Genomic DNA, 24401 nt, shown 5'->3' with positions numbered 1-24401 from the left:
CAACTTAATTTCAATTTGCCTTAAACTGGCAAACTTGATATCACCTATCTTCGGCCATGGTTTATAGCTCACGGGGTTTAGCACTCTTGCTGGCAGTTTGCATTGCACTGATCACGTCATTATTTCTATCCTTATTTAAGAGTGTCGATATAAGTATACTGCTTGTAGCTTTTGGTGTGAGCTTCTCTGTTGCCTACCTGCTGGTATTCGTTGTACTGGAGTTTCTCATTTTCCGCGAGATCAATAAAGTACACAAACTCATGGACAAGCTGAGAAAAAGAGAGTTGTCAAAAATCGATAAACAAAGATCTGTGCCCCTCAATCCTCTGAGGACAATCAACGAGGATATCTACTCATTTGCAGAGCTGAAACAAAAGGAGATCGATGAGCTTAAAAAACTTGAAGCGTTTCGCCGTGAGTTTATTGCAGATGTCTCTCACGAATTGAAGACACCAATTTTCGCAGCTCAGGGATTTGTACATACGTTGCTCGATGGTGCAGTCAATGATAAGAACGTACGCACTAAATTTCTTAAGAAGGCGGCCAAGAGTCTCGATGGCCTGGACATGCTCGTACAGGATCTGCTCACACTATCGCATATTGAAACAGGACAAATCAAGATGCACTTTGAGAGCATCGATTTATACAAACTTACAGAAGAAGTTTTTGAACAGCTGGAGGAGAAGGCCGACAAGAAGGATGTAAAGCTTCGTGTTGATGGCGAGCCGGGCAAGGCCTGGGTGCTGGCCGACTGGCAGCGCATCAACCAGGTGCTTACAAACCTGGTGTCGAACGCGATCAAGCATTCATTCGATGGCGGTGAAGTGAGAGTGAATTTTGAAATGGGAAAGAAGAACATCAACATTCACATAATAGACTCCGGAGAAGGCATTTCACCTGAACATCTTTCCCGGATTTTTGAACGCTTTTACAGAGTTGACAAGAGCAGGAGTCGCGAAAAAGGAGGCACCGGCCTTGGGCTGGCCATCGTTAAGCACATTCTTGAAGGACATAATTCCAGGGCAGAGGTCCAGAGTACTCCGGGGTCAGGGTCAATTTTTAGTTTTAAATTGCCGCGTGTCAAGCCCGACAGTGATGGCGAGACCGCGAAACCCAACTGACAAATTATAGCATGAAAGCTGGCATCCTGCCGCTGATCATCTTTATCATAGGTGTTCAGCCGACCTTTGCTCAGGACAAGAAGCCCTACATCGTGGCTTCCGACCTGATGCATATCGTTTCTGTTAATCAGATTAACATTTCACCCGACGGTGCCAGGGCAGTCGCGGTCGTGACGCGAAAGAAATCGAAAGAGGATCCGGTAAAGAAGACGACCGAGTATAGCTATACACAGCATTTGTATCTGTTGGACATCAAGGGCGACAAGGCCCCGGTGCAGCTTACTTATGGCGATCGCCGTGATGGACAACCCCGGTGGAGCCCTGATGGATCTTCGATCGCCTTTGTTCGTGCCGATGGAGATTTGCAGCAGATCTGGATTCTTCCAATGAGCGGAGGCGAAGCATTTTCTGTTACGCAGTCAAAGTACGGTGCCACTCAGCCCGTATGGAGCCCCGATGGAAAATCTTTGTTATTCACGTCTTCCATTCCGCTGAATGCCATCGAAGGGGAAATGCCCTGGGCGTATGAGCGTCCGGGCCGAAAAGCCCATGACGAACCTGTTTGGGGTCAACTGAAAGAGTCAGAGAAGTCGTCTATTAAAGCTTCCCCGGATGGGTCGCTTGAAGATGTCCGCGCCTGGTTGGCTAAGAACAACAGCGAAAGAAATCCCCGCGTGCTGACCCGATTGGATCTGCAGGGCGAACAGGACCTCGATCCCGAAGAAGAGGTTGAGCATCTGTTTGTAGCAGCAGCCCAGCCCGGGTCTGACGCAAAACAAATCACTTTTGGATTCCAGCGATTTGCAGGAGCGCAATGGAGTAAAGACGGCAAGGCGATTATTTGCAGCTCGACAAAGTTTTCAAAAGCACCGGACCTTGAGCGTTCAGGGTCGCTATGGCGGATGGATGCCGATGGAGCGCATCTGCAGGAGATACTTAAGCTTGACCATAAACCTATCAGCGATCCGAGAATATCACCCGATGGTAAACTCATCTCATTTGTAGCCGGAACCACGGACACCTTCTTTGGTCGTCAGAACGATCTGGGCGTTGTTCCATTTGGAGGCGGAGAGGCGACAATCCTTACTAACGAAGTAGATCGGGATGTTCAGGCAGCTGAATGGTCGGCCGATTCAAAGTCATTGTACTTCACGGTAGAATCGGAAGGGGATGTTCCGCTGCTCAATATTTCCACCAAAGGGGGTAAGGCTGTGGAGATTATTGGTGGCGATCTCGGCGTGATGAATTTCGCCGTCGGCAGCGGCCAGGTGATCTACGCTCAAACGGAGACCATCAATCCGTTTGAAGTTTACTCTTTGAATCTGCGCGATAAGCAAAAGAAGAAGCTAACATCATTTAACAGCTGGGTCGCTGACCGGAAGATCGGACTTCCAAAAGAGTACTGGATAACACGTCCCGATGGAACGAAAGTCCAGTATTGGATCCTGGAACCAATCAACCATAAAGAGGGAGTGAAATATCCCACCATCCTTAATATACATGGAGGGCCTACGGCGATGTGGGGACCATCTGCGGTTTCGATGTGGCACGAGTTTCAGCTGGAGGCAGCCTGGGGTTATGGAGTGGTATTTTGTAACCCACGGGGAAGCGGCGGATATGGGGACGCATTCAAAAGGGGCAACTTCAAGGATTGGGGGAACGGCCCCGCGGGAGATATTCTGGCATCGCTGGAGGACGCCCAGTCTAAGGCATCGTGGATTGATAAGGATCAGCTGGTCATCGAAGGAGGAAGCTACGCTGGCTACATGGTGGCCTGGATCATTGGTCACGACAATCGGTTCAAGGCAGCAAATGCTCAGCGCGGCGTTTACGACCTGACCACCTTTATGGGAGAAGGCAATGCATGGCGGCTTGTGCCAGACTATTTTGGTGGCTATCCGTGGGACCCTGAAACGAAGAAGTTGCTGGCATCCGAATCGCCAATCACCTATGTGGATAAAATTCAAACCCCACTGTTGATTATACATGGCGACCAGGACCTCCGCACAGGCGTGATTCAATCCGAAATGCTATATAAGAGCCTCAAGGTTTTGGGTAAGCCGGTGGAATATATTCGCTATCCTAAAGAAGGGCACGAGCTAACCCGTAGTGGAAATCCGGGGCGAATGATGGACCATCTTCTAAGGACGATAGAGTTCTTTGAGCGTTATGTGAAGCATCCCGAACCGCCGCCGGCCACAGCTGTATCTAATTAGTAATATGTCGCTGCATAAGATAAAATTTGAGGACATCGTGATGTTTGAAAACGACAATTATGTTGTCGTTAATAAGCCGGCATTCATAGCGACTCTTGAAGATCGCAACGAACCTGTCAATCTGTTGGGCCTCGCCCGTCAGTTTTATCCCGACGCCCAGGTTTGCCATCGCCTTGACAAAGAGACCTCAGGCGCGCTCGCCATTGCCAGAAATCCCGAGGCATACCGAAATCTGAGCATCCAGTTTGAAAAGCGTGAGGTCACGAAAGTATATCACGCGGTAACTGACGGTCTGCACCAGTTTTCGGACTTCCTGGTAGACGCGCCCATTCTGAAACAGGACGATGGCACCGTGAGGATCAGCAACCGCGAGGGAAAGCCGGCCCAAACCTGGTTCAACGCTCTAAAATCCTTTAGAAATCACACTCTGGTGGAGTGCAAGCCGGTTACGGGGCGCATGCACCAGATCCGGATACATTTGTCAATTTCCGGTGCGCCCATCATGGGGGACAATGTATATGGCGGTAAACCCTTCTACCTGTCGCAGGTAAAACGGGGTTTCAATCTGAAAAAGGGAACCGAGGAGGAGCCTTTTATGAAGCGGATGGCGCTGCATGCCTTTTCGTTGCGGTTTCTCGATGTGGACGGGAGCGAGGTAAGTGTTGAGGCGCCCTATCACAAGGACATGGCAGCACTTGTAAAGCAACTGGAAGCGAACAGATAAACTTTCCCAAGGCTTTCTACTAGAGAGGCAGTGCACTTCGAGTGCACGTTGTGTCGGCTTTAGGTGGACGTTAGGTCGACGATAGGTCGGCTTTAGGTCGACGTTATGCCGACGACACCGGAAGGGTGCGGTGGTCGATTGCGCAGCCATCAGTGTCGGCCAGTTCGCTGCCAGATTTGAGGCATACTGACAGGTTGAAGCCGCGTGTGCGACACTGGAAATAGAGAAAACCGCTAATTTGCCTGACATTTTCATTTGATGTCTTCAATTAATTGTGTCAAAATCGAGGAAATTGAAGCGATTTGGCAGTTTTTGGGACCTCGCAAATTTCCGGGTGGGGAAGGGCTTGGATTTCAAATAGCGAGAAATTACCTTTGTGTCCCTTTTTGAGGGGCAGTGCATTTGGATTGAATTACACTTAATTAAAAGATGGATCACAATAGCTATAAAACAACTTACGCCAACAAGGCTTCCGTGGAGAAGGGCTGGGTTGTAGTTGATGCAAATTCTCAGGTGTTGGGTCGTGTGGCGAGCCAGGTTGCGAATATTATTCGCGGCAAGCATAAGCCTAGCTATAGCCCACATGTTGACTGCGGTGACAATGTTATCGTTATCAACGCCGAGAAAGTTAAAATGACCGGTAAGAAATGGACAAGCCGGGTTATTTTCACACACTCTGGCTATCCAGGTGGACAGCGTGAGCACACGCCTACAATGATCCGTGCCAAGCACCCTGAGCGCCTTATCGAGCACGCCGTTCGCGGTATGCTTCCTAAGAACCGTCTCGGCAGCGAATTGTTCAGAAGCCTCCACGTATACGCGGGCACTGAGCATCCCCATGCAGCGCAACAACCTAAAGAATTAAAATTCTGATACATGCAGATTATCAACACCATCGGTAGAAGAAAGACTTCTGTAGCCCGGATTTACCTTAAGCCAGGCAAGGGAGACATCACTGTTAACGACCGTGCTTTGAAAGAATACTTCCTGTCTGAGATTCACCAGACGTTGGTAAAGCAGGCTTTGCTTGCGACGAAGCAGGAGTCGGGTTATGATGTAACTGTCAATGTAGAAGGTGGTGGCATCACAGGTCAGGCGGAAGCCGTGCGCCTGGGCATAGCCCGCGCGCTCGTTGAGGCAAACGCTGAACACAAACCCGCGTTGCGTAAAGAGGGTTTCATGACCCGCGACTCACGTATGGTTGAACGGAAGAAGCCAGGTAGAAGAAAGGCGAGAAGGAAATTCCAGTTTAGCAAGCGTTAATCCGAAGAACAATGGCTCAAAACTTAACATATCAGGAATTGCTGGATGCAGGTGTACACTTTGGTCACCTTACCCGCAAATGGAATCCAAAGATGGCAGAGTTCATCTTCATGGAGAACAATGGCATCCACATCATCGATCTGAACAAAACGCTCGCTCGCCTCGACGAAGCAACTTTCGCCCTGCGCAACATCGTGCGTTCTGGCCGCAAGATCATGTTCGTGGCTACAAAGAAGCAAGCCAAGGATATCGTTACCGAGGAAGCAAAGCGCCTCAACATGCCTTACGTTACCGAACGTTGGCTGGGTGGTATGCTTACCAACTTCGCTACGATCCGCAAGTCTCTTAAGAAGCTCTCTCAGATCGAGAAGCTTATGAAGGACGAAGCATTTGGCAACCTCGCTAAGCGCGAGCGCCTCATGATCACACGTGAGAAGGCAAAGCTTGAGAAACTGTTGGGCGGTATTGCCGACCTGAACAGACTTCCTGCCGCTTTGTTCGTAATCGACGTGAAGCGTGAGCACATCGCCGTTACAGAAGCGCAGAAATTGAATATCCCTGTGTTCGCATTGGTGGATACCAACTCTGATCCTGGAGGTGTTGATTTCCCTATCCCCGCCAATGACGATGCTTTCAAGTCAATCTCTATCCTTACGAAGCACATCAGCAAAGTGATTGAAGAATCACTCATGGAGCGCAAGAAGGACAAGGAAGATGCAGCGCATAAGAAAGACGAAGACGAGAAAAGACGCGTCGACGAAGCCGTAGAAGAAACGAAATAAGAGAGTAGACATACGCTCAATCTAAAGATCGTCCTGCCGCTTTGTTACACGTAAGCTGGTAGGACGATTTGTTTATAACCATATCCAACAACGCTAACCTGAAAATTAATATCACATTATGTCAGCCATTTCAGCACAAGACGTAAACAAGCTCCGCCAGATGACCGGCGCCGGTATGATGGACTGTAAAAAAGCCCTCACTGAAGCCGAAGGAGACTTTGATAAAGCCATTGAAATACTTCGCAAGAAGGGACAGAAAGTATCTGCTTCCCGCTCTGACCGCGATGCTAAAGAAGGCTCTGTGTTTGTTAAAGCAAGCGACGACAAGAAAGAAGCAGTACTTATCGCATTGAACTGCGAGACCGACTTTGTTGCCAAGAACGAAGAGTTCCAGGCACTCGGCAAGCTGATCGTGGATACAGCCTTCAGCAACAAGCCAGCAAGTAAGGATGCATTGCTCTCTATCAAGGTAGGTGAACTTACGCTCAACGATCGTATCGTTGAACTCGTAGGTAAGATCGGAGAGAAGATCGAAGTAAGCGAGTACGTGCACATGAAGGGTGAAGCTGTAGTTTCTTACATCCACGCTGGCTCCAAGCTTGGTGTACTCGTGTCGCTGAAAGGTGTTAATGGCAAGGATGTAACTGATGCCGGCAAAGACGTTGGCATGCAGATCGCTGCCATGAATCCACTTGGCGTAGACGATAAGTCTGTCGATAAGACTATCATCGAGAAAGAACTCGAGATTGCTAAGGCCCAGATCCTTGCTGAAGGTAAGCCTGAAAACATGGTTGAGAAGATCGCTCAGGGAAAACTCCAGCGCTTCTTCAAAGACAATACTCTTCTCGCTCAGCCTTTCGTGAAAGATAACTCTAAGACCGTTGCTCAATATCTTGACAGCGTAACAAAAGGTCTCACTGTAGCTGAGTTCAAGCGCGTGGCGATCGGTTAATTAATTCCGACAAACGATAATGATGAAAGCCGCTCAGTATTGAGCGGCTTTCGTGCTTTCTAGCGAGGAGTATTTAGTCTTGAGTCCTTAGTCCTGAGTTTGGTTAGTAGTATGATAGATTATAGTATCCTGATGTTATCGTATCGTAGATCATAATATCTGGTGTTATAGTATCATTAGAGTTTTTCTAAGGTTAAAGTATTTTCCTGAGGTCAAAGTATTTTCATAGCTTCATAGTATCACAGCTACCAGCATTTACTTGGTACTATAAATACTACAAACCAAACTAAAGACTCAGGACTAAGTACTAAGGACTCCTATGAAGTTCCTCCCTTCCCTCCTCCTCCTCCTGCTCTCCTGTGCGCCGGAACCCGATCGTGCTCCCGGCGTGTGCCTGTCATTTGACGATCGGACAATCGATGAGTGGTACGATATGATGCCGTTGCTGGACAAGTATAACGCACACGTTACATTCTTCATCTCACAAATGGATTCGCTTCGGCCGGATGAAGTCGTGAGACTTAAAGCAATGGCTGATAAAGGCCACGAGATTGGAAGTCATGGAGCCATGCATGTTAATGCAGAGACATTTATAAAAGAGCACGGCTATAAGAAGTACCTGCACGACGAAATCGACCAGAATATTGATGAGTTGAAACAAGAGGGGTTTGAGTCAGTTGATTTTGCATATCCCTATGGTGCTAAATATTGGTTCACTGATTTTCTCCTGCTTCGCAGATTCGACCGGGTAAGGACTGTGTCGGCAATTGGTGATATGGACATCTCGCTGCTCGATGAAATATATTATCGTTTCGACAGTGATGATAAACTGTCTGCTGTTGGCATAGATGTAAATAGCGGGCTCACGCCAGCGATGGTAAAAAGTGCTGTCAAACGTGCAAGAGAACGCAAAGAAGTACTGATGCTTTATGGTCATGTCCCCGCAATGGAGGGCGATTCTATCTATCGCTTCGATCCCGCATTCCTTGAATTCATTCTGAAAGAATGTAGCCGAAACGGACTCCGGTTCTACAGATTTGACCAGCTTGGAAAGACAGAGTGAATTATTTTTTCCACTTACAGGTTTTTTCATTAGGGGATTGCCAACGGAATAGCCTTTGGATACGTATTCCTTCAGACAGTTTTGAACGACTTAACAGAATTGAATCATGATTACCACCATCAATCCATATGATCAATCAGTAGTGGGAGAATTTCCAACACTGGACAAAGCAGCGCTGATGTCACGGATAGAACTCGCCGGCCAGACGTTTCGCCAATGGAAGCGGACAACATTTGCAGAACGAAGAGAGAAGATGCTGGCGGCCTCAGTGGTGCTGACGACGAACAAAGAACGTTATGCCAGAACCATTTCTCTGGAGATGGGCAAGATCATGCCAGAGGCGATCGCTGAAATAGAAAAGAGCGCAGCGGCACTGCGGTTCTTTGCTGAACGCGCAGAAGAATACCTTAAAGACATTGTAATACCAACGGAAGCGAAGAAGAGTCTTGTGTCGTTTCATCCAACGGGTGCCATACTGGCGGTTATGCCCTGGAACTTTCCATTCTGGCAGGTGATCCGGTTTGCTGCTCCCGCTTTGATGGCGGGAAATGTCGGACTTCTCAAACATGCCTCCAGTGTTACAACGTGTTCACTGCTGCTCGAGGAGGCGTTCATTGAGGCTGGATTTCCAAAGGGAGCTTTTCAGTCGCTGGTTATGGAAAGCAAAGATGTCGAGCATGTTCTCGCGTCAGATATCGTTCAGGGAGTGGCCTTAACAGGAAGCGAGGAGGCCGGCGGCAAGGTCGCTTCGATTGCAGGAAAGCATATCAAAAGGTCAGTTCTTGAGTTAGGTGGAAGTGATCCGTTTGTCGTTTTGAAGGATGCCGATCTTGACCTCACGGTAAAGGTGGCGACGCAATCACGCATGCAGAATGCCGGGCAGTCGTGCATATCAGCAAAGCGTTTCATCGTGCACAGGGAGATCCACGATGAATTCATGCAACGTTTTATTGAGTCCATAAAGAAAATCAAACAGGGCAATCCTCTCGACACGTCGACCAATATGGGGCCCGTTGCGAGAGTTGATCTCGCGGAGGCTTTGGAAAAGCAGATGAAACAATCAATTGGCGCGGGCGCTGTGCTGGAAGCAGGGGGTAGTCGCTCGGGTAGTAATTTTCAGCCTACGCTGATCGATCGGGTACAGCCCGGCATGGCAGCCTTCGATGAGGAAACATTTGGTCCGCTTGCTGCCGTCGTGATAGCAAAGGATGAAGATCACGCCATTGAGCTTGCGAACAGAAGTCGCTATGGACTTGGCGCCTCGGTATGGACTACAGATCGCGACCGCGGTGAAAGAGTGGCGCGTCAAATCGATTCAGGCTCCGTATTCGTGAATGCGCTGATGAAATCCGACCAAAGACTTCCCTTCGGCGGCGTCAAAAAGTCTGGTTACGGGCGTGAACTGTCCGAGGCCGGCATTAAGGAGTTTGTAAACGCGAAGACAATTTCTATTTCCTGATCGGAAGTATTTCCAAAATCGAAAGTGCCACCATTAACCATTCAGTCATTTCCCGCCGTGCTGAATACTTCGTGATCGGACTGAACATACGCGGGAAGGAGTTTCTTACGGACTGTTCCTTTTTCTTTTAACCCTGCATAGGGGTAGCCGTTTGTTCGATTGTCTAAGAACAAACAAACAGAAAAGATATGTCCAGTTATTTAAGCAGACTGAGCTTCACACTTGCCGCAGTGTTGCTGGTAGCCACTTCTTGTACGCATACCGAGGACCCAGGTCCCCTATGGGAAGATAAGCGTGATTTTGCCGTTATGGATTTCGACCGCATCGAAATGGGCAGCGGATTCCGTATAGAAGTAGAGCAGTCATCATCTTTTCAGGTGGAGGCCCACGGTGATTCCCGTAACCTCGACGATCTTGAAGTGTTTGTGAATGGGGGAACACTCATCGCGCGATTCAAGAACAGTGTAAACCGAAAGCACTCCACGCGGATTGAGATCAGGATGCCCGCCCTGACAAGTGTAAATTTATCAGGAGGCACCTATTCAAAGATCGAAGAGTTTGAAAGTGACCAGCAACTCGACTTTTATCTATCGGGTGGCTCGCTTTGTGAACTTGAGGCCGGCTATCGGAAGATCAATCTCGTGTTGTCAGGAGCGTCGAAGCTTGACATAGAAGGTTTAGGCGACGAGATGACCGCGGAAATTTCCGGTGCATCTGAGCTTAATGCGTTTGAATATCCGGTGCGTGCTGCCGCTGTTAATGTATCAGGTGCCAGTTATGGCAAAGTTACCGTGAGCGACGACCTCGACGCGAAGGCAACGGGCGCGAGCAGGTTGTTATACCGGGGAAGCCCTGCTGTTCAATCAGATGTTTCAGGTGCGAGTTCTATCGCTAAAGACTAGCGACACAAATATTTTTCAGATTTTTCTTGAACAACGGGCAACCTTAATTGTGATTGCCCGTTGTATTTTTTTTACAAGCCCATTATGGCACGAACCACACTACATATGAACATGGTCATTTAATCTGGCGCCTCCAGATATGGTTTTTTGGAGCGCCGCACAGGGATTCGATCCCTCTTTATCAAATTGCGTATCCTTAAATCATTGATCATGTCATCTCTTAATCATAAAATAAAAACTTTCGCACGTCTATTTCGTCAGGCTATTGTCGGTGGCGAACACGACTACACACAAACTCCAATAGACAGGGCAATCTTCCTTCTGGCCGTTCCAATGATACTGGAAATGTCCATGGAAGCCTTGTTTGCTGTTGTCGACGTATTCTTTGTAAGTCTTTTACACGACAATGAAGCTGTCGCCACGGTTGGGCTAACGGAGTCCATGCTAACGGTCTTGTATTCACTCGCCATGGGCATCGGCATGGGCGCTACAGCCATGGTGGCGAGAAGAGTAGGTGAGAAGGACCTTCAGGCAGCAGAAGTGGCCGCCGGACAAGCCGTTATCGTGGGCGTCTGTCTGTCTTTGGTAATTGCCTTCGTAGGTTTCTTCTTTGCAGAAGACCTCCTTCGTTTCATGGGTGCGTCTGAGCGCCTGATTGAAAACAACTCTGGCTATACACGCGGTATGCTTTCGGGCAACATCACCATTGTGATGCTGTTCGTAATCAACGGAATCTTTCGCGGCGCCGGAGATGCTACAATAGCTATGCGTTCTTTGTGGATAGCGAATGCAGTCAACATTGCTTTGGATCCGCTGTTTATTTTCGGATGGGGACCCATTCCATCATTCGGTGTCGAGGGTGCGGCCATTGCCACTAACACCGGGAGAGGCATTGGAGTGCTGTATCAACTCTATCACCTTCAGAAAGGACATGGAAGAATTGCAGTGCGAATCACTGATCTCAAAGCGAAGCTGGATATCATCAGAAAGCTTATCGTGGTATCAGCTGGTGGTACAGGACAATTCCTGATCGGATCAGCGAGCTGGATTTTCCTCATGAGAATAATATCTGATTTCGGAAGTGCTGCCCTTGCAGGTTACACGATAGCGATCAGGGTCATTATTTTCGCCTTGTTACCCGCGTGGGGAATGGCAAATGCATCCGCCACACTGGTTGGTCAAAATCTGGGAGCAGGTTCTGCCGATCGCGCTGAGCAATCAGTATGGCGCGCGGCGTTTTTCAACATGGTGTTCATGGCGGTGATCACCGTTGTGTTCTTTAGTCTGGCAGGGCCAATCCTGGGGCTGTTCACGACGGATGTAGAGGCTTTAAATAATGGTATTCAATGCCTCAAGATCGTCTCATTGGGTTATGTGCTCTATTCGTACGGTATGGTGATCACGCAGTCCTTTAACGGCGCCGGTGATACGCGTACCCCAACCGTTATCAGTTTCATAGGATTCTGGATGTTCCAGATTCCATTGGCTTATACGCTTGCCAAAGTGTTTGAAACCGGACCAATGGGAGTGTATATAGCAGTATCTCTCGCAGAGTCACTAATGGCCGTAGCGGGAATACTCATATTCCGCCAGGGGAAGTGGAAAGCAGTAAAAATATGATTGAAGACGTGCTGCCTGGCTAAGAGCCGGGCGGCACATCTTCTCTTTTCTTGAATGCTGCCTTTACTGCCTTACCCAGCTCTTCACCGGCCCGCTTTAAGCTTGCTTCAACTTCTTTCCAGCGATCGCTGCTTTCCGCTTCTTTTCTTAGTTTCTCCGCCGAAACTTTCAACTCCTCAAACCTTTCGCTGAATTCCTTTTGCAGACGTACACTGGCCTCGTCCAGTTCATCCATGAAGTTGTCGACCTTCTTGCCAAAGTTTTCGAATCGTTTTTCGTTTTGCTGTTTTTCAGATTCCATAATTGGTGTTTCCTCACACATGTTATAAGGCAATTTAACGATTAATCGGCGCCGGTGGTTGGGACGGAACTCCATCCAATTGGCGGGACTGGTGGTCACTGGTCGTCATTGGCTTTCGGCCTCGAATGATTTTAAAGATTTTGTATGTTGTTGAAAAATAGGCTTGCGGCACCAAAGTCGCCGCTGGAAAGTGCCTCAAAACCTCATTAAATTATTACTTTTGGTCCCGTGAAGAGAGTACTGACTTTTGTAACTATTTGTATGATAACGCTGTCCCTCGACAGCTGCGCGTCCCATCATAAGAAGCACAAGAAGTTGAAGCCGGGAAAAGAAATACCCTGCCCGCTAAAAGACTGCTAATGAACCTTCGGAAAATTGTAGTTGCTATCGATGGCTACTCCGCTTGCGGCAAGAGTTCGACGGCAAAAGAAGTGTCGAAGGTTCTTGGTTACCGATACATTGACACAGGCGCAATGTATCGTGCTGTTACCCTATATTTTCTCGACCAGCATATTGCGCTGACTAACCCAAAGGAGGTGTCTAAAGCGCTGGAGCAGATTCACATTTCCTTTAAAGTGAACTCAAAGAGCAAGACGGAGACTTATCTAAACGGACTTAGTGTTGAAAATGAAATCCGAAAGATGCGTGTCTCTGAAATGGTTAGCCAGGTGAGCACCATCAAGGATGTGCGGGTCGCGATGGTTGAACAGCAACGCCGCATGGGACGTGAAAAAGGCGTCGTGATGGATGGCCGTGATATCGGTACCGTTGTATTTCCACATGCCGAACTCAAGTTGTTTATGAAAGCGGACATACTGGTAAGAGCCTTTCGAAGACAGAAAGAGTTACTGGATCGCGATCAGATGGTCGATCTTGATGACGTATTGGAAAATATCCTCGAACGTGACAGGATCGATACCACCCGCGCAGAAAGCCCTCTCCGTCAGGCCGCCGATGCGATATTGATTGATACGACACATGTAAGCTTCGACGAGCAGGTTGACGAGGTGGTGAGAATGGCTATTGCCAAAATGTTGCAACCTGCAGTCTAAGTTTGATCCTACATTTGGTTAACAAAAACAAGCGTGCAAAATACCTTCAGACGATTCGTACGCTACTTTTTTAGTGGTACGCTTTTCATCGTACCGCTGGTGGCGACCGTATATTTCATTTTTGTGTCCTTCGTTTGGCTGGACAGCCTGCTGTCATTGCCGTACCCGGGACTGGGTGTTCTTCTTATTCTGATTGGCATTACCGCCTTTGGATATCTGACGACAAACTTTGCATTCAAAACTGCTGGCATGTGGCTCGATCAGGTGATCAACAAGATTCCTCTGGTTAAACTTATCTATTCAGCATTAAAGGACTTGCTGGGTGCATTTGTTGGAGATAAAAAGAAGTTCAACAGGCCAGTACTTGTTCGCATCAACAAGGACAACAACTTATTTCAATTAGGATTCATCACACAACCTGACCTGAACGATCTCGGCCTTAACGACATGGTTGTAGTTTACTTTCCACATTCTTATGCATTTTCCGGATTTCACTATTTCGTCTCGAAGGAGAATGTTCAGCCTCTCAACGTATCCGGCCCGCAGGCCATGAAGTTTATTGTTTCAGGAGGGGTGAGTGGATTTCGGGAGCAGACGTGAAGATTAGTCCTTAGTCTTTAGTCCTGAGTCCTGAGTATTGGTTTGTAGTATTGGTAGTTTAGAGTACACCTGCACTACTACTATACTACTACTACTATACTACTACTATACTACTACTATACTACTACTACTATACTACTACTAGAACTACAGCTACTCACACTAAGCCACTACTATAGTATAACCCAACTACCAACCAGTACTAACGACTCAGGACTCAGGACTAAGGACTAATAAAAAAGTGAGCCTTCTGCATTAGCAGAAGGCTCACTTTTTTATTTCCCTGGTTGATTAGAGTTTGAAGGTAGCTCCGATTGATACCGCATCGAGAGCCCATCCTACTTCACCAAACACACCAACTTTTTCGTTGAAGAACCAGCGTGCACCAGCGTAAAGACCTGCACGAACACCGCCATCGTAAGGATCGTTGTAAGAGCCGTTATAATCATAGCTGGATGCAACGAAACCCAACTGCGCGCCGGCATACGGATCGAATTTCTTATTGGGAACTTTAAGCAACTTGGCAAAGTGGTAAGAAGCACGAACGCCAAAGTCGATGAAGTTATAGCTGATGTCGCTACCAACGTACCCATAGTCCCACCGTGTGTAAGCGAAGTAACCACCACCACTGATTTCGTCTGTGAAAGCATACTCTCCCTGAACGCCCATAGTGAAGCCACCACCAGCGTATACATACGGTCCTCCAATGAATGGGCTAAGCAGGAAGTCACCCTTAGCAACTCCATCCTGTGCATTGACATTGGAATAGGAAATCGCCAGGAGCATCATTGCGCCAGCCAGCATCGAGAAATATTTTTTCATAAAGCGTATTTGTTATAAAGTTCGGGTAAAAATACGCAAACACTTGAAAATTGTTGCCTTGAACCGGAAATTGTCATCAACTGATAACACCCGAACCGATCAATTCCTCGCCATCATACCACGCACAGAACTGGCCTGGCGTGACACCCCGCTGAGGCACTTCAAAGACTACAAACAGCCCTTCAGCTCGTTGATGTAAAGTGCAGGGAGTCAAGGGCTGCCGATACCGGATTCGTGCCAGATAGGGACGCGATTCCCCGGAGTTCATCACCAGGTCTTTACGAATCCAATGGACATCACTCGCCGGTATAAATAGCCCCTTACGGTAAAGACCCGGGTGCTCGTCGCCCATGCCTGTGTAAATAATGTTTTGCTCCGTATCTGTACCGATTACAAATAGCGGTTTTTCGTACCCACCGATATGCAGGCCCTTGCGTTGACCAATAGTATAGTAGTGTGCGCCCCTGTGTTCGCCAACCACTTCGCCTATATCAGGACGGAGTTCGTATTTGGCAGTTATACCTTCCAGATCATCAGCTGATAACCCATTGTTAAATACACCAGCAGTAGCCGGAACCTCAAGGACCTTTCCTTTTTTTGGTTTCAGCCGTTGCTGCAGAAATTCAGGAAGATGCACTTTGCCTACAAAGCAGAGTCCCTGAGAATCTTTCTTGTCTGCTGTTACAAGTCCGGTCTCACGTGCAATACTTCTAACTTCTGATTTTTGTAGTTCGCCAATAGGAAACAACGAGCGGGATAGTTGCTCCTGCGTAAGCTGACAAAGGAAATAGCTTTGGTCTTTGTTGCCATCCTTTCCACTGAGCAGATGGTATATGGGTTTCCCATTGTCTTCTGTTACAGCCCGACGCGCATAATGTCCGGTGGCCACATACTTTGCGCCTAGCTTCAGTGCGGCCTGCAGAAAGATGTCAAACTTGATTTCGCGATTGCATAGTACGTCAGGGTTTGGTGTTCGCCCTCTTTCATATTCAGCAAACATGTAATCAACGATGCGTTCTTTATATTCTGCACTCAGATCAATTGCCTGAAAGGGAATGTTGAGATGCTGTGCAACGATCATAGCGTCATTGCTGTCATCGAGCCAGGGGCATTCGTCGCTTATAGTAACAGAGTCATCGTGCCAGTTCTTCATGAACATGCCGATAACTTCGTATCCCTGCTGAAGAAGCAAATACGCAGCTACACTGGAATCGACACCACCTGATAGTCCAACAACAACCCGCTCTTTCACTGACCTGACTTTTAACTATTCCTAATTTACAACTTTACTCTATTCACCGCCCTACACTTACAATGTCCACGACCTTGGTCGTGACCGCAGCCAGCCGAAGGCTGACAGCCAATTCTTAATTCTTAACTCTTAATTCTTAATTCCTAAGGTGCACCTACAACCTCCTTCTCACTTAATAGCTCATTCACCGTTTCATTGAAATGCTGCACATACTCTTCATAGTATTTCCCCGTTCCCGGGCCGTTAAACCCGGTGTAGATTTTTTTCACCTTACCATCTTTGCCAATGAAGATTGTTGTAGGAAAAGCCACGACCTTATTCAGAGCAGGTAAAGTCTCCGACGCTTTCGCTTTGTCATTTGTGCCGGCAATAACGAAGTCGTAATGAACGTCGAACTTGTCAATCATCTTCTTTACACGTTCGCTGGCATACGTAAAGTCATCTTTTCGTTCGTAAGCCAATCCAATGATCTTTACACCGCGATCTTTATTCTGTTCGTACCAGGGACCAAGAAATTTTGTTTCGTCCATGCAGTTGGGACACCACGTTCCCAGGATCTGCAGGATTACAACCTGATTCCTGTACTTCTCATCGTTAAGCGAGACCTTGTTTCCATTTACATCCGGAAAGCTGAACTCAATCCTTTCATGGCCTGGCTTCAGATAAGTTAAGCTCTCGGGATCGGGCATGGTCGGATGATCTTTTTTTACACCAGTCCAGGACTCTTTCCAGGTCTTGCCGGAATAGAATTCCCCCGAAAGTGTCCCGTCAGCAAGCTTGGTGGCATAGAATATATAAGAGTGATTACCATCAAAAGTGCTCATCCTCAGAGTTCCATCCGTGATCGTTCCTCCGATGTAACGGTAATCGCCGGTAGGAGTGAGGAACGTAGCAGTTACGCTATCCTTAAACTGATGAATGACGCCTATCGCAGGCGTTGTATCCTGTTCATGCACAAACCTTACTTCATATTCTCCATCAAAGTCAGGAACATCAGCGCCTGACTTTCCCTTCTTGAATAGGAAAGTGTCGCCGAACGTTGCATGGAACGGCACCCGGTAATTCTTTTCATAGTTCTTGATGAACAGCCCGTCGAGTTCGTTATCTGAGATGCGGGCCTTGATGTTTGCATCGAAGACGTGCAAAGCGATATTAACAGAGTCGTCGTGCACGGTGATTTCATCTAACAATATTCTCTCTCCTGCATTCCGCAGGTAAGCAACATATTGGTCAGCTCCATTCCTGGAGATGTCGAGATGAAAAGGTAGTTCCTGTTCCTGCAATGAAAGAGTGGCACGCCAGACGCCCGTCTTTAAAGTACTTTCTTCTTTCCTGGCAAGGCACGAAGCCATGAGGTACCCAATGGTTACGAGTGTCAGGAAAGAGGTCGCAGTTCGATGGATCAATGTCATGGATTTAATTATCTATCAGTCAGGCAGAGATTCCATAAAGAACACAAAAATGCCTCAAATGATTTACATAAATATCTTACTATCGCAATTTGCAAGTTGTTCGTTTATTCAATCGATTTAGATGTTCGATTCTTTGAAAGTGCTTGAGCTGGCAACGGTACTTGCCGGCCCCTCTGTTGGTCAGTTCTTCGCCGAACTGGGAGCGTCAGTAATTAAAGTGGAGAATCTGTTGACGCAGGGTGACGTAACCAGAACATGGAAAGTCCCAGGAGAGGCAACTGATGATCGCTCAGCCTATTTCACCTCTGTGAACTGGGGCAAGAAGTCTATTTTGGTTGACCTTCGGCAGGAACGGGGCCGGATTATCGTTCGCGAACTTGCCCGACAATCCGATGTCGTTATTTCCAGCTACAAGCCGGGTGATGATAGAAAACTTGGCGTTGACTATGAGAGTCTTCGTGAGTTGAACCCCCGATTAATCTACGGTCGGATTACCGGCTATGGCCCCCAGGATGACCGCGTAGGATATGACGCCGTGCTCCAGGCTGAAGCGGGATTTATGTTCATGAACGGCGAAGTGGGAGGGCGTTCCCTGAAAATGCCTGTAGCATTGATTGACATACTGGCTGCCCATCATCTTAAGGAGGGACTGCTGCTGGCGCTGCTCAATCTTGAAAGGACTGGCACTGGCCATTTGGTGGAAGTATCGTTGCTTGATGCTGCGCTTTCTTCGCTGGCGAACCAGGGTACGAACTGGCTGGTCGGAGGGAAGATCCCCCAGAAGAAGGGCTCGGCGCATCCAAATATTGCCCCTTATGGTGACGTGTTTACGACTCTCGAGGGCGATGAAATCCTGCTGGCCGTAGGCACTGACAGGCAGTTTTCCTCTCTCTGCGATGTATTGAATATTCCGGAAATAGCCGCTGATCCGCGTTACCAGACCAATATTGAGCGCGTTCATAACAGGGCCGATTTACATATTACCTTGAGCGAGGCGGTACGGCAACAGCACACCGCAACGCTCATGACGGCCATGCAGGCAGCAAGAATACCTGCCGGAATAGTTCAAAACCTGGCTCAGGTCTTCGACATGGAAGCTGCCAGGCGACTTATACTGGATAGCGCCTCTCTCAGGGGTGTAAAGACGTATGTGGGCCCCACTTTTACCCACCCCGAGTCGTTTCATTTACTGCCTCCACCCACCGCCGGGCAGCATACCCGCGAAATATTGACGCAGGTGCTCAATTACGATGTTCAAACCGTTGCGGAGCTGCTTCAAGCCGGTGCTGTCCGATGAATTTTACTGACCTGCCAGACCGGGAATCCGGATTTTAGCGCTTTGTATCCTTGAAATTCCCTGCATTTCGTCGCCGAAAACGACGCTTGGTGGATCTTTTTGCCTTTTTTCTGTCTAAAATGTAAAAATGTGGGGGAAAGTGGTGGAAAGTGGTGGGAATTCCCTTATGTTTGTTTGGAAGAACCCAATACCGGGGGACAGGACAACCACTACGTCTGATGATCCGCTTCTACGGGACTTACGAGATTAAACTTGATGCAAAGGGCCGAATGGCGTTGCCGTCAAAGTATCGTTCGCAGTTTGCGAACGACAAGCTCGTTATTACCAAGGGTTATGAGACCTGTCTGACGATTTATCCTACCGATGAGTTCGAGAAGGTGTTTGAAGAGATTAACGCGTTGAGTGAGTTTGTGGAGGAGCACCGGATTTTAAAGAGAAGTGTTATACCGAATTCCGCTGAGTTGGAGTTTGATTCAAGTGGCCGCATACTGATTCCGAAAATGCTGCTCAGCTGGGCAAGCATTGATAAGGATATAAAGCTGCTGGGCGTTGGTAACAAGATTGAGGTTTGGAATAACCAGCAACTGGAACCCAATGTGGTTCCGGCTCAACAGGTTGCAGCGTACACGGAGAAGGTAATGGGGCCGAAGAAGCGGGAGGGCTAGTGCAGATGACGGAGTATCACAAGCCGGTGATGCTGCAGGAATGCCTGGAAGGACTTCGCATCGATCCGCAAGGAACTTACGTGGATGTCACCTTTGGAGGTGGCGGACACTCAAAGAAAATACTCGAACATCTCAAAGGCGGACGCCTCATTGCTTTCGACCAGGATGATGACGCGAGAATTGAAGCTGAGAAAATCGGCAATCGTTCTTTAACATTTTGTCAGGCCAACTTCATGCATATGAAGCGATACCTGAAGCTGAACGGTGTTACCCAGGTAAACGGCATATTGGCCGATCTGGGTATATCATCGCATCAGATCGATTCGCCCGAACGTGGATTTTCAACACGCTTCGATGGTCCCCTGGACATGCGAATGGATCAGCACGCGAGTGTTACCGCAGCCAAGGTATTGAATGAGTATCCCGAAGATCAACTCCATAAAATTTTGGGCATGTATGGCGAGCTGAAGAATGCGCGCACTGCAGCGAGACTAATCGCTCAGTTCCGTGTAGACCGACCGTTAGAAAAGACGACGGATCTTAAAAGCGCACTCCAGTCAGCAGCCCCAAGAGGAAAGGAGAACAAATATTTCGCCCAGGTGTTTCAGGCGCTTCGTATCGAGGTTAACGAAGAAATGAAAGCTCTTGAAGATTTTTTGCACCAATGCGGCGAAGTCATGTCACCGGGCGGTCGACTGGTTGTGATGTCTTATCACTCTCTGGAAGACCGCATGGTAAAAAACTACATGATGAAGGGAAAGATGTTTGGCGATGTCGAGAAGGATTTTTATGGAAATGAATTGCGGCCTTTCAAACCGGTAAACAAAAAACCGATAGAGGCGTCGGCGGATGAGGTGGCAGAAAATAATCGTGCGAGAAGCGCGAAACTGCGTGTAGCAGAGAAGCTGTAGAAGAGACAGGAATGTGAGGATGATTGTGTTAAAAAGTTTTTGAGTAAGGGAAAATAATGTCAGAAAATTCGTTCAAAATAAAACCCGCAAAGAAGACCGCCTCAGGCAAGGGAATGTTTGCGTCCCTCGAGAAGCGCCTGAAACTTGAGTATTATTTTGAGGACGGCTTCCCCGTTAAATATCTCCCGAAAGTTTTGTTTGTGATTGGACTCGGACTGATCTACATCAGCAATACCCACTATGCTGAAAAGACTGTAAGAAAGATCAGCGCCATGCAGGCTGAGGTCGAAGATCTCAGGGCCGACTACACTACCCTTAAGGCTGACCTCATGTTTGCCAGCAAGCAATCAGAAGTAGCACGAAAGGTGAGTGAGATGGGCCTCAAAGAAAGTTTGAAACCGCCGTACAAAGTAGTTGTCGAAGATAAGTGAATATTAAACAGTCCATATTACTTCGCGTTCGGATTGCGTTCCTTTTCGTGGTGCTGTTCGCCGTCGCCATTGTGTTCAAGACAGGACACATTCAGTTCGTCGAAGGCGAGAAGTGGGCAGAAATGGGCGAGCGTATCACCTTCGACTACAAACGCGTAAAAGCTACCCGCGGAAATATCTATTCTGATAACGGCAGTCTCTTAGCCACATCATTGCCGTTCTATAAAGTTGCTTTCGACGCAACGCTTCCCAAAGAAGAAGTTTTTGATAAAGGTGTAGACTCTCTGGCTTACCAGCTCTCCAGGTTCTTTGGCGGTCGTTCGAAGAGCGATTACAAGCACATGCTGCTCGACGCGCGGAAAGAGGGGAGAAAGTATATGGTGTTGAGTCATAAGCGCATCAACTACCAGCAGAAGAAAATGATGACCAGCTGGCCGATCTTCCGTGAAGGAAGACTTCGCGGCGGTGCAATCTTCGAAAAGTCTGACGTTCGTTATCATCCTTTCACAAACCTGAGCCGCCGTACCATCGGATACATCAATGAGAACGATAAGGGTGCAGGTCTTGAATACAGTTTTAATGAACAGCTCGGTGGCCAGGATGGGTACGCATATTATCAAAAGATTGCCGGCGGTGACTGGAAGCCAGTATTTGATGCAAACAACGTAAAAGAAGTGAACGGTCTCGACCTCTACACAACGTTGGACATTAATCTTCAGGATGTGGCTGAAACAGCGTTGCATAAGGCGATGATGAATCACCGCGCCGACGATGGCCTGGTTGTAGTGATGGATGTGAAGACTGGAGAAGTGAAGGCAATATCCAATCTGAGTTCAAATGGAAATGGCGGATTCGTAGAGAAGTTTAACTACGCTGCGGGACACTTGTTCGAACCAGGGTCCACCTTCAAGTTACTTACCATGATCGCGTTGCTGGAAGATAGCCCGGTTGAACTGAGCGACAGCATCGATGTTGGAGACGGCGAGTACATGTTCTATAATAAAGCCGTACGCGATCACGAAGAGAACGGACTTGGTACTGTGACGGTTCAAACCGCGTTTGAGCATTCCTCCAATGTCGCCATGGCAAAGCTGGTGGATAAACACTTCGGCCTGCGTCCCCAGAAGTTTGTGGACTACCTTGATAAATTGAATCAATCGCAACCACTGGGACTTCAAATTGCCGGTGAGCCAAAGCCAAAAGTAAAACGCCCCGGGCAGAAGGGTTGGAGCGGCATTAGTCTCCCATGGATGGCCTATGGCTATGGTTTCGAAACGACACCTCTCCATACTTTGGCCATGTACAATGCCGTCGCCAACGACGGTGTGATGATCAAACCAGTATTCGTGAGATCAATAAGTCGCGCCGACGATCAGCAGGAAGCATTTGAGACAGAAGTGTTAAACCCAAGCATCTGTTCTGATAAAACACTTCGTAAATTGAGGATGTTGCTCGAAGGTGTGGTTGAAAACGGAACTGCCAAAAACATCAAGGGCACTCACTATCGGATTGCCGGAAAGACGGGTACTGCGCAGATACTTGAAAACGGTCGCTATGCGCGCAAGTATATCACCACGTTCGTAGGCTACTTCCCGGCACACGCGCCGAAGTACAGCGCAATCGTGCTTATCAAGAATCCTCGTGGATGGGCACAATACGGAAGCAGTGTGGCGGCGCCTGTGTTCAAAGAAATTGCTGACAATATTTACGCACGCGACCTCAATCTCCATGCGCCTATGGATATCAAAAAGTTCGCTAAGCAGGATGTACTTCCTACCATACGCGGTGGCAATCAACAGGAACTCACGCTGGTGTGCAATACCCTTGGCATATCAAATCATTCTCAAACTGAAGAAGAGTGGGTGCGCACTTCACGAGATGGCAGCAGCGTAAACTGGAAGAAGACGAATACCAACACAGGTATTGTCCCTGATGTTACGGGCATGTCGTTTCGCGATGCAATCTATTTGCTGGAGCGCAATGGACTTCGCGTGAGCTATGAAGGAACGGGCCGCGTGGTTCGTCAATCACTCACAGCCGGTGGTCGCGCCATAAAAGGCGACAGGATTTATATTAAACTAGGATAGAAGCAGTGCCAGAACTGAAAGACATATTATATAAGGTTCCGCTCACGTCAAGTGTTGGCGACATGACAACACCCGTCAGCAGCATTTGCTTTGACTCAAGAAAGTCGACGAAGGGAGCATTGTTCGTTGCCGTAAAGGGTACGACTTCCGATGGTCACGACTTCATAGAAAAAGCAATTGACCTGGGTGCCGCAGCTGTGATTTGTCAAACGTTGCCTGCCACCTTACGCGAGGGCGTAACCTATGTCGCGGTTAAGAACAGCTCTGCCGCACTGGGTATTGTTTCTTCAAACTTCTTCGACAATCCTTCTTCTTCGCTCAAGATCGTCGGCGTAACAGGGACCAACGGAAAGACTACTGTGGCAACCTTGTTGTTCAAGTTGTTCGGTTCTCTTGGAATAAGACGTGGATTGCTTTCCACAGTAGAAAATAAAATTGAAGACGAGATTATTCCGGCAACACACACTACGCCTGACCCTATTCAGCTTAACGCGTTGTTGCGCCGCATGGTAGAATCTGGTTGCACTCATGCCTTCATGGAAGTTAGCTCACACGCTATCGACCAGGACAGGATCGCAGGCATTAAGTTCGCAGGTGCCTTGTTCACCAACATTACTCACGATCACCTCGACTACCACGTAACGTTCGAGAACTACATCACCGCCAAGAAGAAGTTTTTTGATGAGCTGTCTTCTGACGCCTTTGCACTGGTAAACGCCGATGACAAGCGCGGCATGGTGATGCTGCAGAATACGAAGGCAACCAAGTACACATACGGCCTGAAGAAGATGGTTGATTTCAAAGGCAAGATCATGGCTAACACCATCGAAGGACTTGAACTTGAGATCGGATCGAAGCACGTATGGTTCAAACTGATCGGCGACTTCAACGCGTACAACCTGCTTGCCGTGTATGGCGCAGCCGTTCTGTTGGGCTACGACTCCGATGAAATACTCACCAAGCTTTCTGCGCTTGATGGAGCAACAGGTCGCTTTCAGCTTGTTCAGCCGGGCAGCCGTTTCACTGCAATAGTTGATTATGCTCATACACCAGACGCACTGCAGAATGTATTGGAGACGATCGCATTGTTCCGCAGCGGAAATGAGCAGGTGATCACGGTAGTGGGCTGTGGTGGAAACCGCGACAAAACAAAGCGACCACTGATGGCGGCAATAGCTTGCAAGTTCAGTGACCGTGTCATTCTTACGTCCGACAATCCAAGGGATGAGGACCCGATGGCGATCATTCACGAAATGCAGGCTGGCGTTACTCCTACGGAGGCGCGAAAGACTCTCGTAATGGCCGATCGTGAGGAAGCTATCAAGAGTGCCTGCATGATGGCGCGTGACAAGGATATCATACTTGTGGCCGGCAAAGGCCATGAGACTTACCAGGAAATCAAAGGGGTGAAGCATCCCTTCGACGACCGCGAGGTTTTGGAACGAATGATGAAACTTTTCGAAAACTAG

23 protein-coding genes are annotated in these 24401 nt (G+C 48.2%); 19 read left to right on the top strand and 4 right to left on the bottom strand.

The annotated features are described in order from the left end of the window. The first annotated feature begins 56 nt into the window (after positions 1–56). From WBG78_RS10085 to WBG78_RS10035, 11 genes are all read left to right on the top strand, one after another. The gene (locus tag WBG78_RS10085; RefSeq protein ID WP_337326296.1) at positions 57–1121 is read left to right on the top strand and encodes a sensor histidine kinase; all 1065 of its coding nucleotides are present in this window, start codon (positions 57–59) and stop codon (positions 1119–1121) included. A gap of 11 nt (positions 1122–1132) precedes the next feature. Continuing rightward, entirely contained in the window at positions 1133–3337 is a 2205-nt protein-coding gene (locus WBG78_RS10080) for a S9 family peptidase (RefSeq protein ID WP_337326295.1), read from the top strand. 10 nt (positions 3338–3347) lie between these two features. Then, complete coding sequence (locus WBG78_RS10075; protein ID WP_337327150.1) at positions 3348–4061, top strand: RluA family pseudouridine synthase; 714 nt, start codon at positions 3348–3350, stop codon at positions 4059–4061. A gap of 429 nt (positions 4062–4490) precedes the next feature. After that, positions 4491–4934 carry a 50S ribosomal protein L13 gene (gene rplM / locus WBG78_RS10070; protein WP_337326294.1) on the top strand — a complete coding sequence of 148 codons (444 nt, stop codon included), beginning with the start codon at positions 4491–4493 and terminating at the stop codon, positions 4932–4934. Positions 4935–4937: 3 nt separating this feature from the next. Further along, positions 4938–5324 (top strand): 30S ribosomal protein S9, encoded by a 387-nt coding sequence (rpsI, locus tag WBG78_RS10065; protein WP_337326293.1) that lies wholly within the window; start codon positions 4938–4940, stop codon positions 5322–5324. An 11-nt stretch (positions 5325–5335) separates the two neighbouring features. After that, a complete protein-coding gene (rpsB, locus tag WBG78_RS10060; RefSeq protein WP_337326292.1) occupies positions 5336–6106 on the top strand; it encodes a 30S ribosomal protein S2 in 771 nt (256 codons plus the stop codon). Between the two features lie 118 nt (positions 6107–6224). Next, complete coding sequence (gene tsf, locus WBG78_RS10055; RefSeq protein WP_337326291.1) at positions 6225–7058, top strand: translation elongation factor Ts; 834 nt, start codon at positions 6225–6227, stop codon at positions 7056–7058. A 319-nt stretch (positions 7059–7377) separates the two neighbouring features. Next, the gene (locus WBG78_RS10050; RefSeq protein WP_337326290.1) at positions 7378–8121 is read left to right on the top strand and encodes a polysaccharide deacetylase family protein; all 744 of its coding nucleotides are present in this window, start codon (positions 7378–7380) and stop codon (positions 8119–8121) included. 106 nt (positions 8122–8227) lie between these two features. After that, a complete protein-coding gene (locus tag WBG78_RS10045) occupies positions 8228–9580 on the top strand; it encodes an NAD-dependent succinate-semialdehyde dehydrogenase (protein WP_337326289.1) in 1353 nt (450 codons plus the stop codon). A gap of 188 nt (positions 9581–9768) precedes the next feature. Continuing rightward, positions 9769–10482, top strand: a complete 714-nt coding sequence (locus WBG78_RS10040) for a head GIN domain-containing protein (RefSeq protein ID WP_337326288.1) — start codon at positions 9769–9771, stop codon at positions 10480–10482. 210 nt (positions 10483–10692) lie between these two features. Next, entirely contained in the window at positions 10693–12102 is a 1410-nt protein-coding gene (locus WBG78_RS10035; RefSeq protein WP_337326287.1) for an MATE family efflux transporter, read from the top strand. Between the two features lie 19 nt (positions 12103–12121). Here the strand turns inward: WBG78_RS10035 and WBG78_RS10030 are convergent, their stop codons facing one another. Further along, positions 12122–12403, bottom strand: coding sequence for a hypothetical protein (locus tag WBG78_RS10030; RefSeq protein WP_337326286.1), 282 nt, complete (start codon positions 12401–12403; stop codon positions 12122–12124). A gap of 359 nt (positions 12404–12762) precedes the next feature. On the opposite strand from WBG78_RS10030, the gene cmk reads away from it, so the two are divergent. Together cmk and WBG78_RS10020 are read left to right on the top strand one after the other, a co-directional pair. Continuing rightward, positions 12763–13455, top strand: coding sequence for a (d)CMP kinase (gene cmk, locus WBG78_RS10025; protein ID WP_337326285.1), 693 nt, complete (start codon positions 12763–12765; stop codon positions 13453–13455). Between the two features lie 33 nt (positions 13456–13488). Then, the gene (locus WBG78_RS10020; RefSeq protein ID WP_337326284.1) at positions 13489–14055 is read left to right on the top strand and encodes a DUF502 domain-containing protein; all 567 of its coding nucleotides are present in this window, start codon (positions 13489–13491) and stop codon (positions 14053–14055) included. A 291-nt stretch (positions 14056–14346) separates the two neighbouring features. Here the strand turns inward: WBG78_RS10020 and WBG78_RS10015 are convergent, their stop codons facing one another. From WBG78_RS10015 to WBG78_RS10005, 3 genes are all read right to left on the bottom strand, one after another. Continuing rightward, positions 14347–14877: an outer membrane beta-barrel protein gene (locus tag WBG78_RS10015; RefSeq protein WP_337326283.1), complete on the bottom strand. Its 531-nt coding sequence runs from the start codon at positions 14875–14877 to the stop codon at positions 14347–14349. A 76-nt stretch (positions 14878–14953) separates the two neighbouring features. After that, a complete protein-coding gene (gene mnmA / locus WBG78_RS10010; protein ID WP_337326282.1) occupies positions 14954–16129 on the bottom strand; it encodes a tRNA 2-thiouridine(34) synthase MnmA in 1176 nt (391 codons plus the stop codon). Between the two features lie 143 nt (positions 16130–16272). Continuing rightward, positions 16273–17541, bottom strand: a complete 1269-nt coding sequence (locus WBG78_RS10005) for a peroxiredoxin family protein (protein WP_337326281.1) — start codon at positions 17539–17541, stop codon at positions 16273–16275. 121 nt (positions 17542–17662) lie between these two features. Here WBG78_RS10005 and WBG78_RS10000 point away from each other — a divergent pair, with 121 nt between their 5' ends. The 6 genes from WBG78_RS10000 to WBG78_RS09975 all read left to right on the top strand — a co-directional run bounded on the left by WBG78_RS10000 (position 17663) and on the right by WBG78_RS09975 (position 24401). Next, positions 17663–18838, top strand: coding sequence for a CaiB/BaiF CoA transferase family protein (locus tag WBG78_RS10000; RefSeq protein ID WP_337326280.1), 1176 nt, complete (start codon positions 17663–17665; stop codon positions 18836–18838). A gap of 218 nt (positions 18839–19056) precedes the next feature. After that, positions 19057–19503, top strand: a complete 447-nt coding sequence (gene mraZ / locus WBG78_RS09995; protein WP_337326279.1) for a division/cell wall cluster transcriptional repressor MraZ — start codon at positions 19057–19059, stop codon at positions 19501–19503. Between the two features lie 5 nt (positions 19504–19508). Beyond that, positions 19509–20414 carry a 16S rRNA (cytosine(1402)-N(4))-methyltransferase RsmH gene (gene rsmH, locus WBG78_RS09990; protein WP_337326278.1) on the top strand — a complete coding sequence of 302 codons (906 nt, stop codon included), beginning with the start codon at positions 19509–19511 and terminating at the stop codon, positions 20412–20414. A 56-nt stretch (positions 20415–20470) separates the two neighbouring features. After that, positions 20471–20845, top strand: coding sequence for an FtsL-like putative cell division protein (locus WBG78_RS09985; RefSeq protein ID WP_337326277.1), 375 nt, complete (start codon positions 20471–20473; stop codon positions 20843–20845). After that, positions 20842–22932, top strand: a complete 2091-nt coding sequence (locus WBG78_RS09980; protein WP_337326276.1) for a penicillin-binding protein — start codon at positions 20842–20844, stop codon at positions 22930–22932. The genes WBG78_RS09985 and WBG78_RS09980 overlap by 4 nt, the downstream gene beginning before the upstream one ends. A gap of 5 nt (positions 22933–22937) precedes the next feature. Beyond that, positions 22938–24401 (top strand): UDP-N-acetylmuramoyl-L-alanyl-D-glutamate--2,6-diaminopimelate ligase, encoded by a 1464-nt coding sequence (locus WBG78_RS09975; protein WP_337326275.1) that lies wholly within the window; start codon positions 22938–22940, stop codon positions 24399–24401.

The organism is Chryseolinea sp. T2, assembly GCF_037203685.1.
In the GTDB taxonomy this organism is placed as follows: domain Bacteria; phylum Bacteroidota; class Bacteroidia; order Cytophagales; family Cyclobacteriaceae; genus Chryseolinea.
This window is presented reverse-complemented; position numbering and strand designations above follow the sequence as displayed.

Coding starts and splice junctions, on each gene's coding strand:
- WBG78_RS10085 (WP_337326296.1), top strand. CDS start 57: ATGGTTTATAGCTCACGGGGTTTAGCACTCTTGCTGGCAGTTTGCATT.
- mraZ (WP_337326279.1), top strand. CDS start 19,057: ATGATCCGCTTCTACGGGACTTACGAGATTAAACTTGATGCAAAGGGC.
- rsmH (WP_337326278.1), top strand. CDS start 19,509: ATGACGGAGTATCACAAGCCGGTGATGCTGCAGGAATGCCTGGAAGGA.
- WBG78_RS10005 (WP_337326281.1), bottom strand. CDS start 17,541: ATGACATTGATCCATCGAACTGCGACCTCTTTCCTGACACTCGTAACC.
- WBG78_RS10015 (WP_337326283.1), bottom strand. CDS start 14,877: ATGAAAAAATATTTCTCGATGCTGGCTGGCGCAATGATGCTCCTGGCG.
- WBG78_RS10040 (WP_337326288.1), top strand. CDS start 9,769: ATGTCCAGTTATTTAAGCAGACTGAGCTTCACACTTGCCGCAGTGTTG.
- rpsI (WP_337326293.1), top strand. CDS start 4,938: ATGCAGATTATCAACACCATCGGTAGAAGAAAGACTTCTGTAGCCCGG.
- cmk (WP_337326285.1), top strand. CDS start 12,763: ATGAACCTTCGGAAAATTGTAGTTGCTATCGATGGCTACTCCGCTTGC.
- WBG78_RS10035 (WP_337326287.1), top strand. CDS start 10,693: ATGTCATCTCTTAATCATAAAATAAAAACTTTCGCACGTCTATTTCGT.
- WBG78_RS10000 (WP_337326280.1), top strand. CDS start 17,663: ATGTTCGATTCTTTGAAAGTGCTTGAGCTGGCAACGGTACTTGCCGGC.
- rplM (WP_337326294.1), top strand. CDS start 4,491: ATGGATCACAATAGCTATAAAACAACTTACGCCAACAAGGCTTCCGTG.
- rpsB (WP_337326292.1), top strand. CDS start 5,336: ATGGCTCAAAACTTAACATATCAGGAATTGCTGGATGCAGGTGTACAC.
- WBG78_RS10045 (WP_337326289.1), top strand. CDS start 8,228: ATGATTACCACCATCAATCCATATGATCAATCAGTAGTGGGAGAATTT.
- WBG78_RS10030 (WP_337326286.1), bottom strand. CDS start 12,403: ATGGAATCTGAAAAACAGCAAAACGAAAAACGATTCGAAAACTTTGGC.
- tsf (WP_337326291.1), top strand. CDS start 6,225: ATGTCAGCCATTTCAGCACAAGACGTAAACAAGCTCCGCCAGATGACC.
- WBG78_RS10050 (WP_337326290.1), top strand. CDS start 7,378: ATGAAGTTCCTCCCTTCCCTCCTCCTCCTCCTGCTCTCCTGTGCGCCG.
- WBG78_RS09985 (WP_337326277.1), top strand. CDS start 20,471: ATGTCAGAAAATTCGTTCAAAATAAAACCCGCAAAGAAGACCGCCTCA.
- WBG78_RS10080 (WP_337326295.1), top strand. CDS start 1,133: ATGAAAGCTGGCATCCTGCCGCTGATCATCTTTATCATAGGTGTTCAG.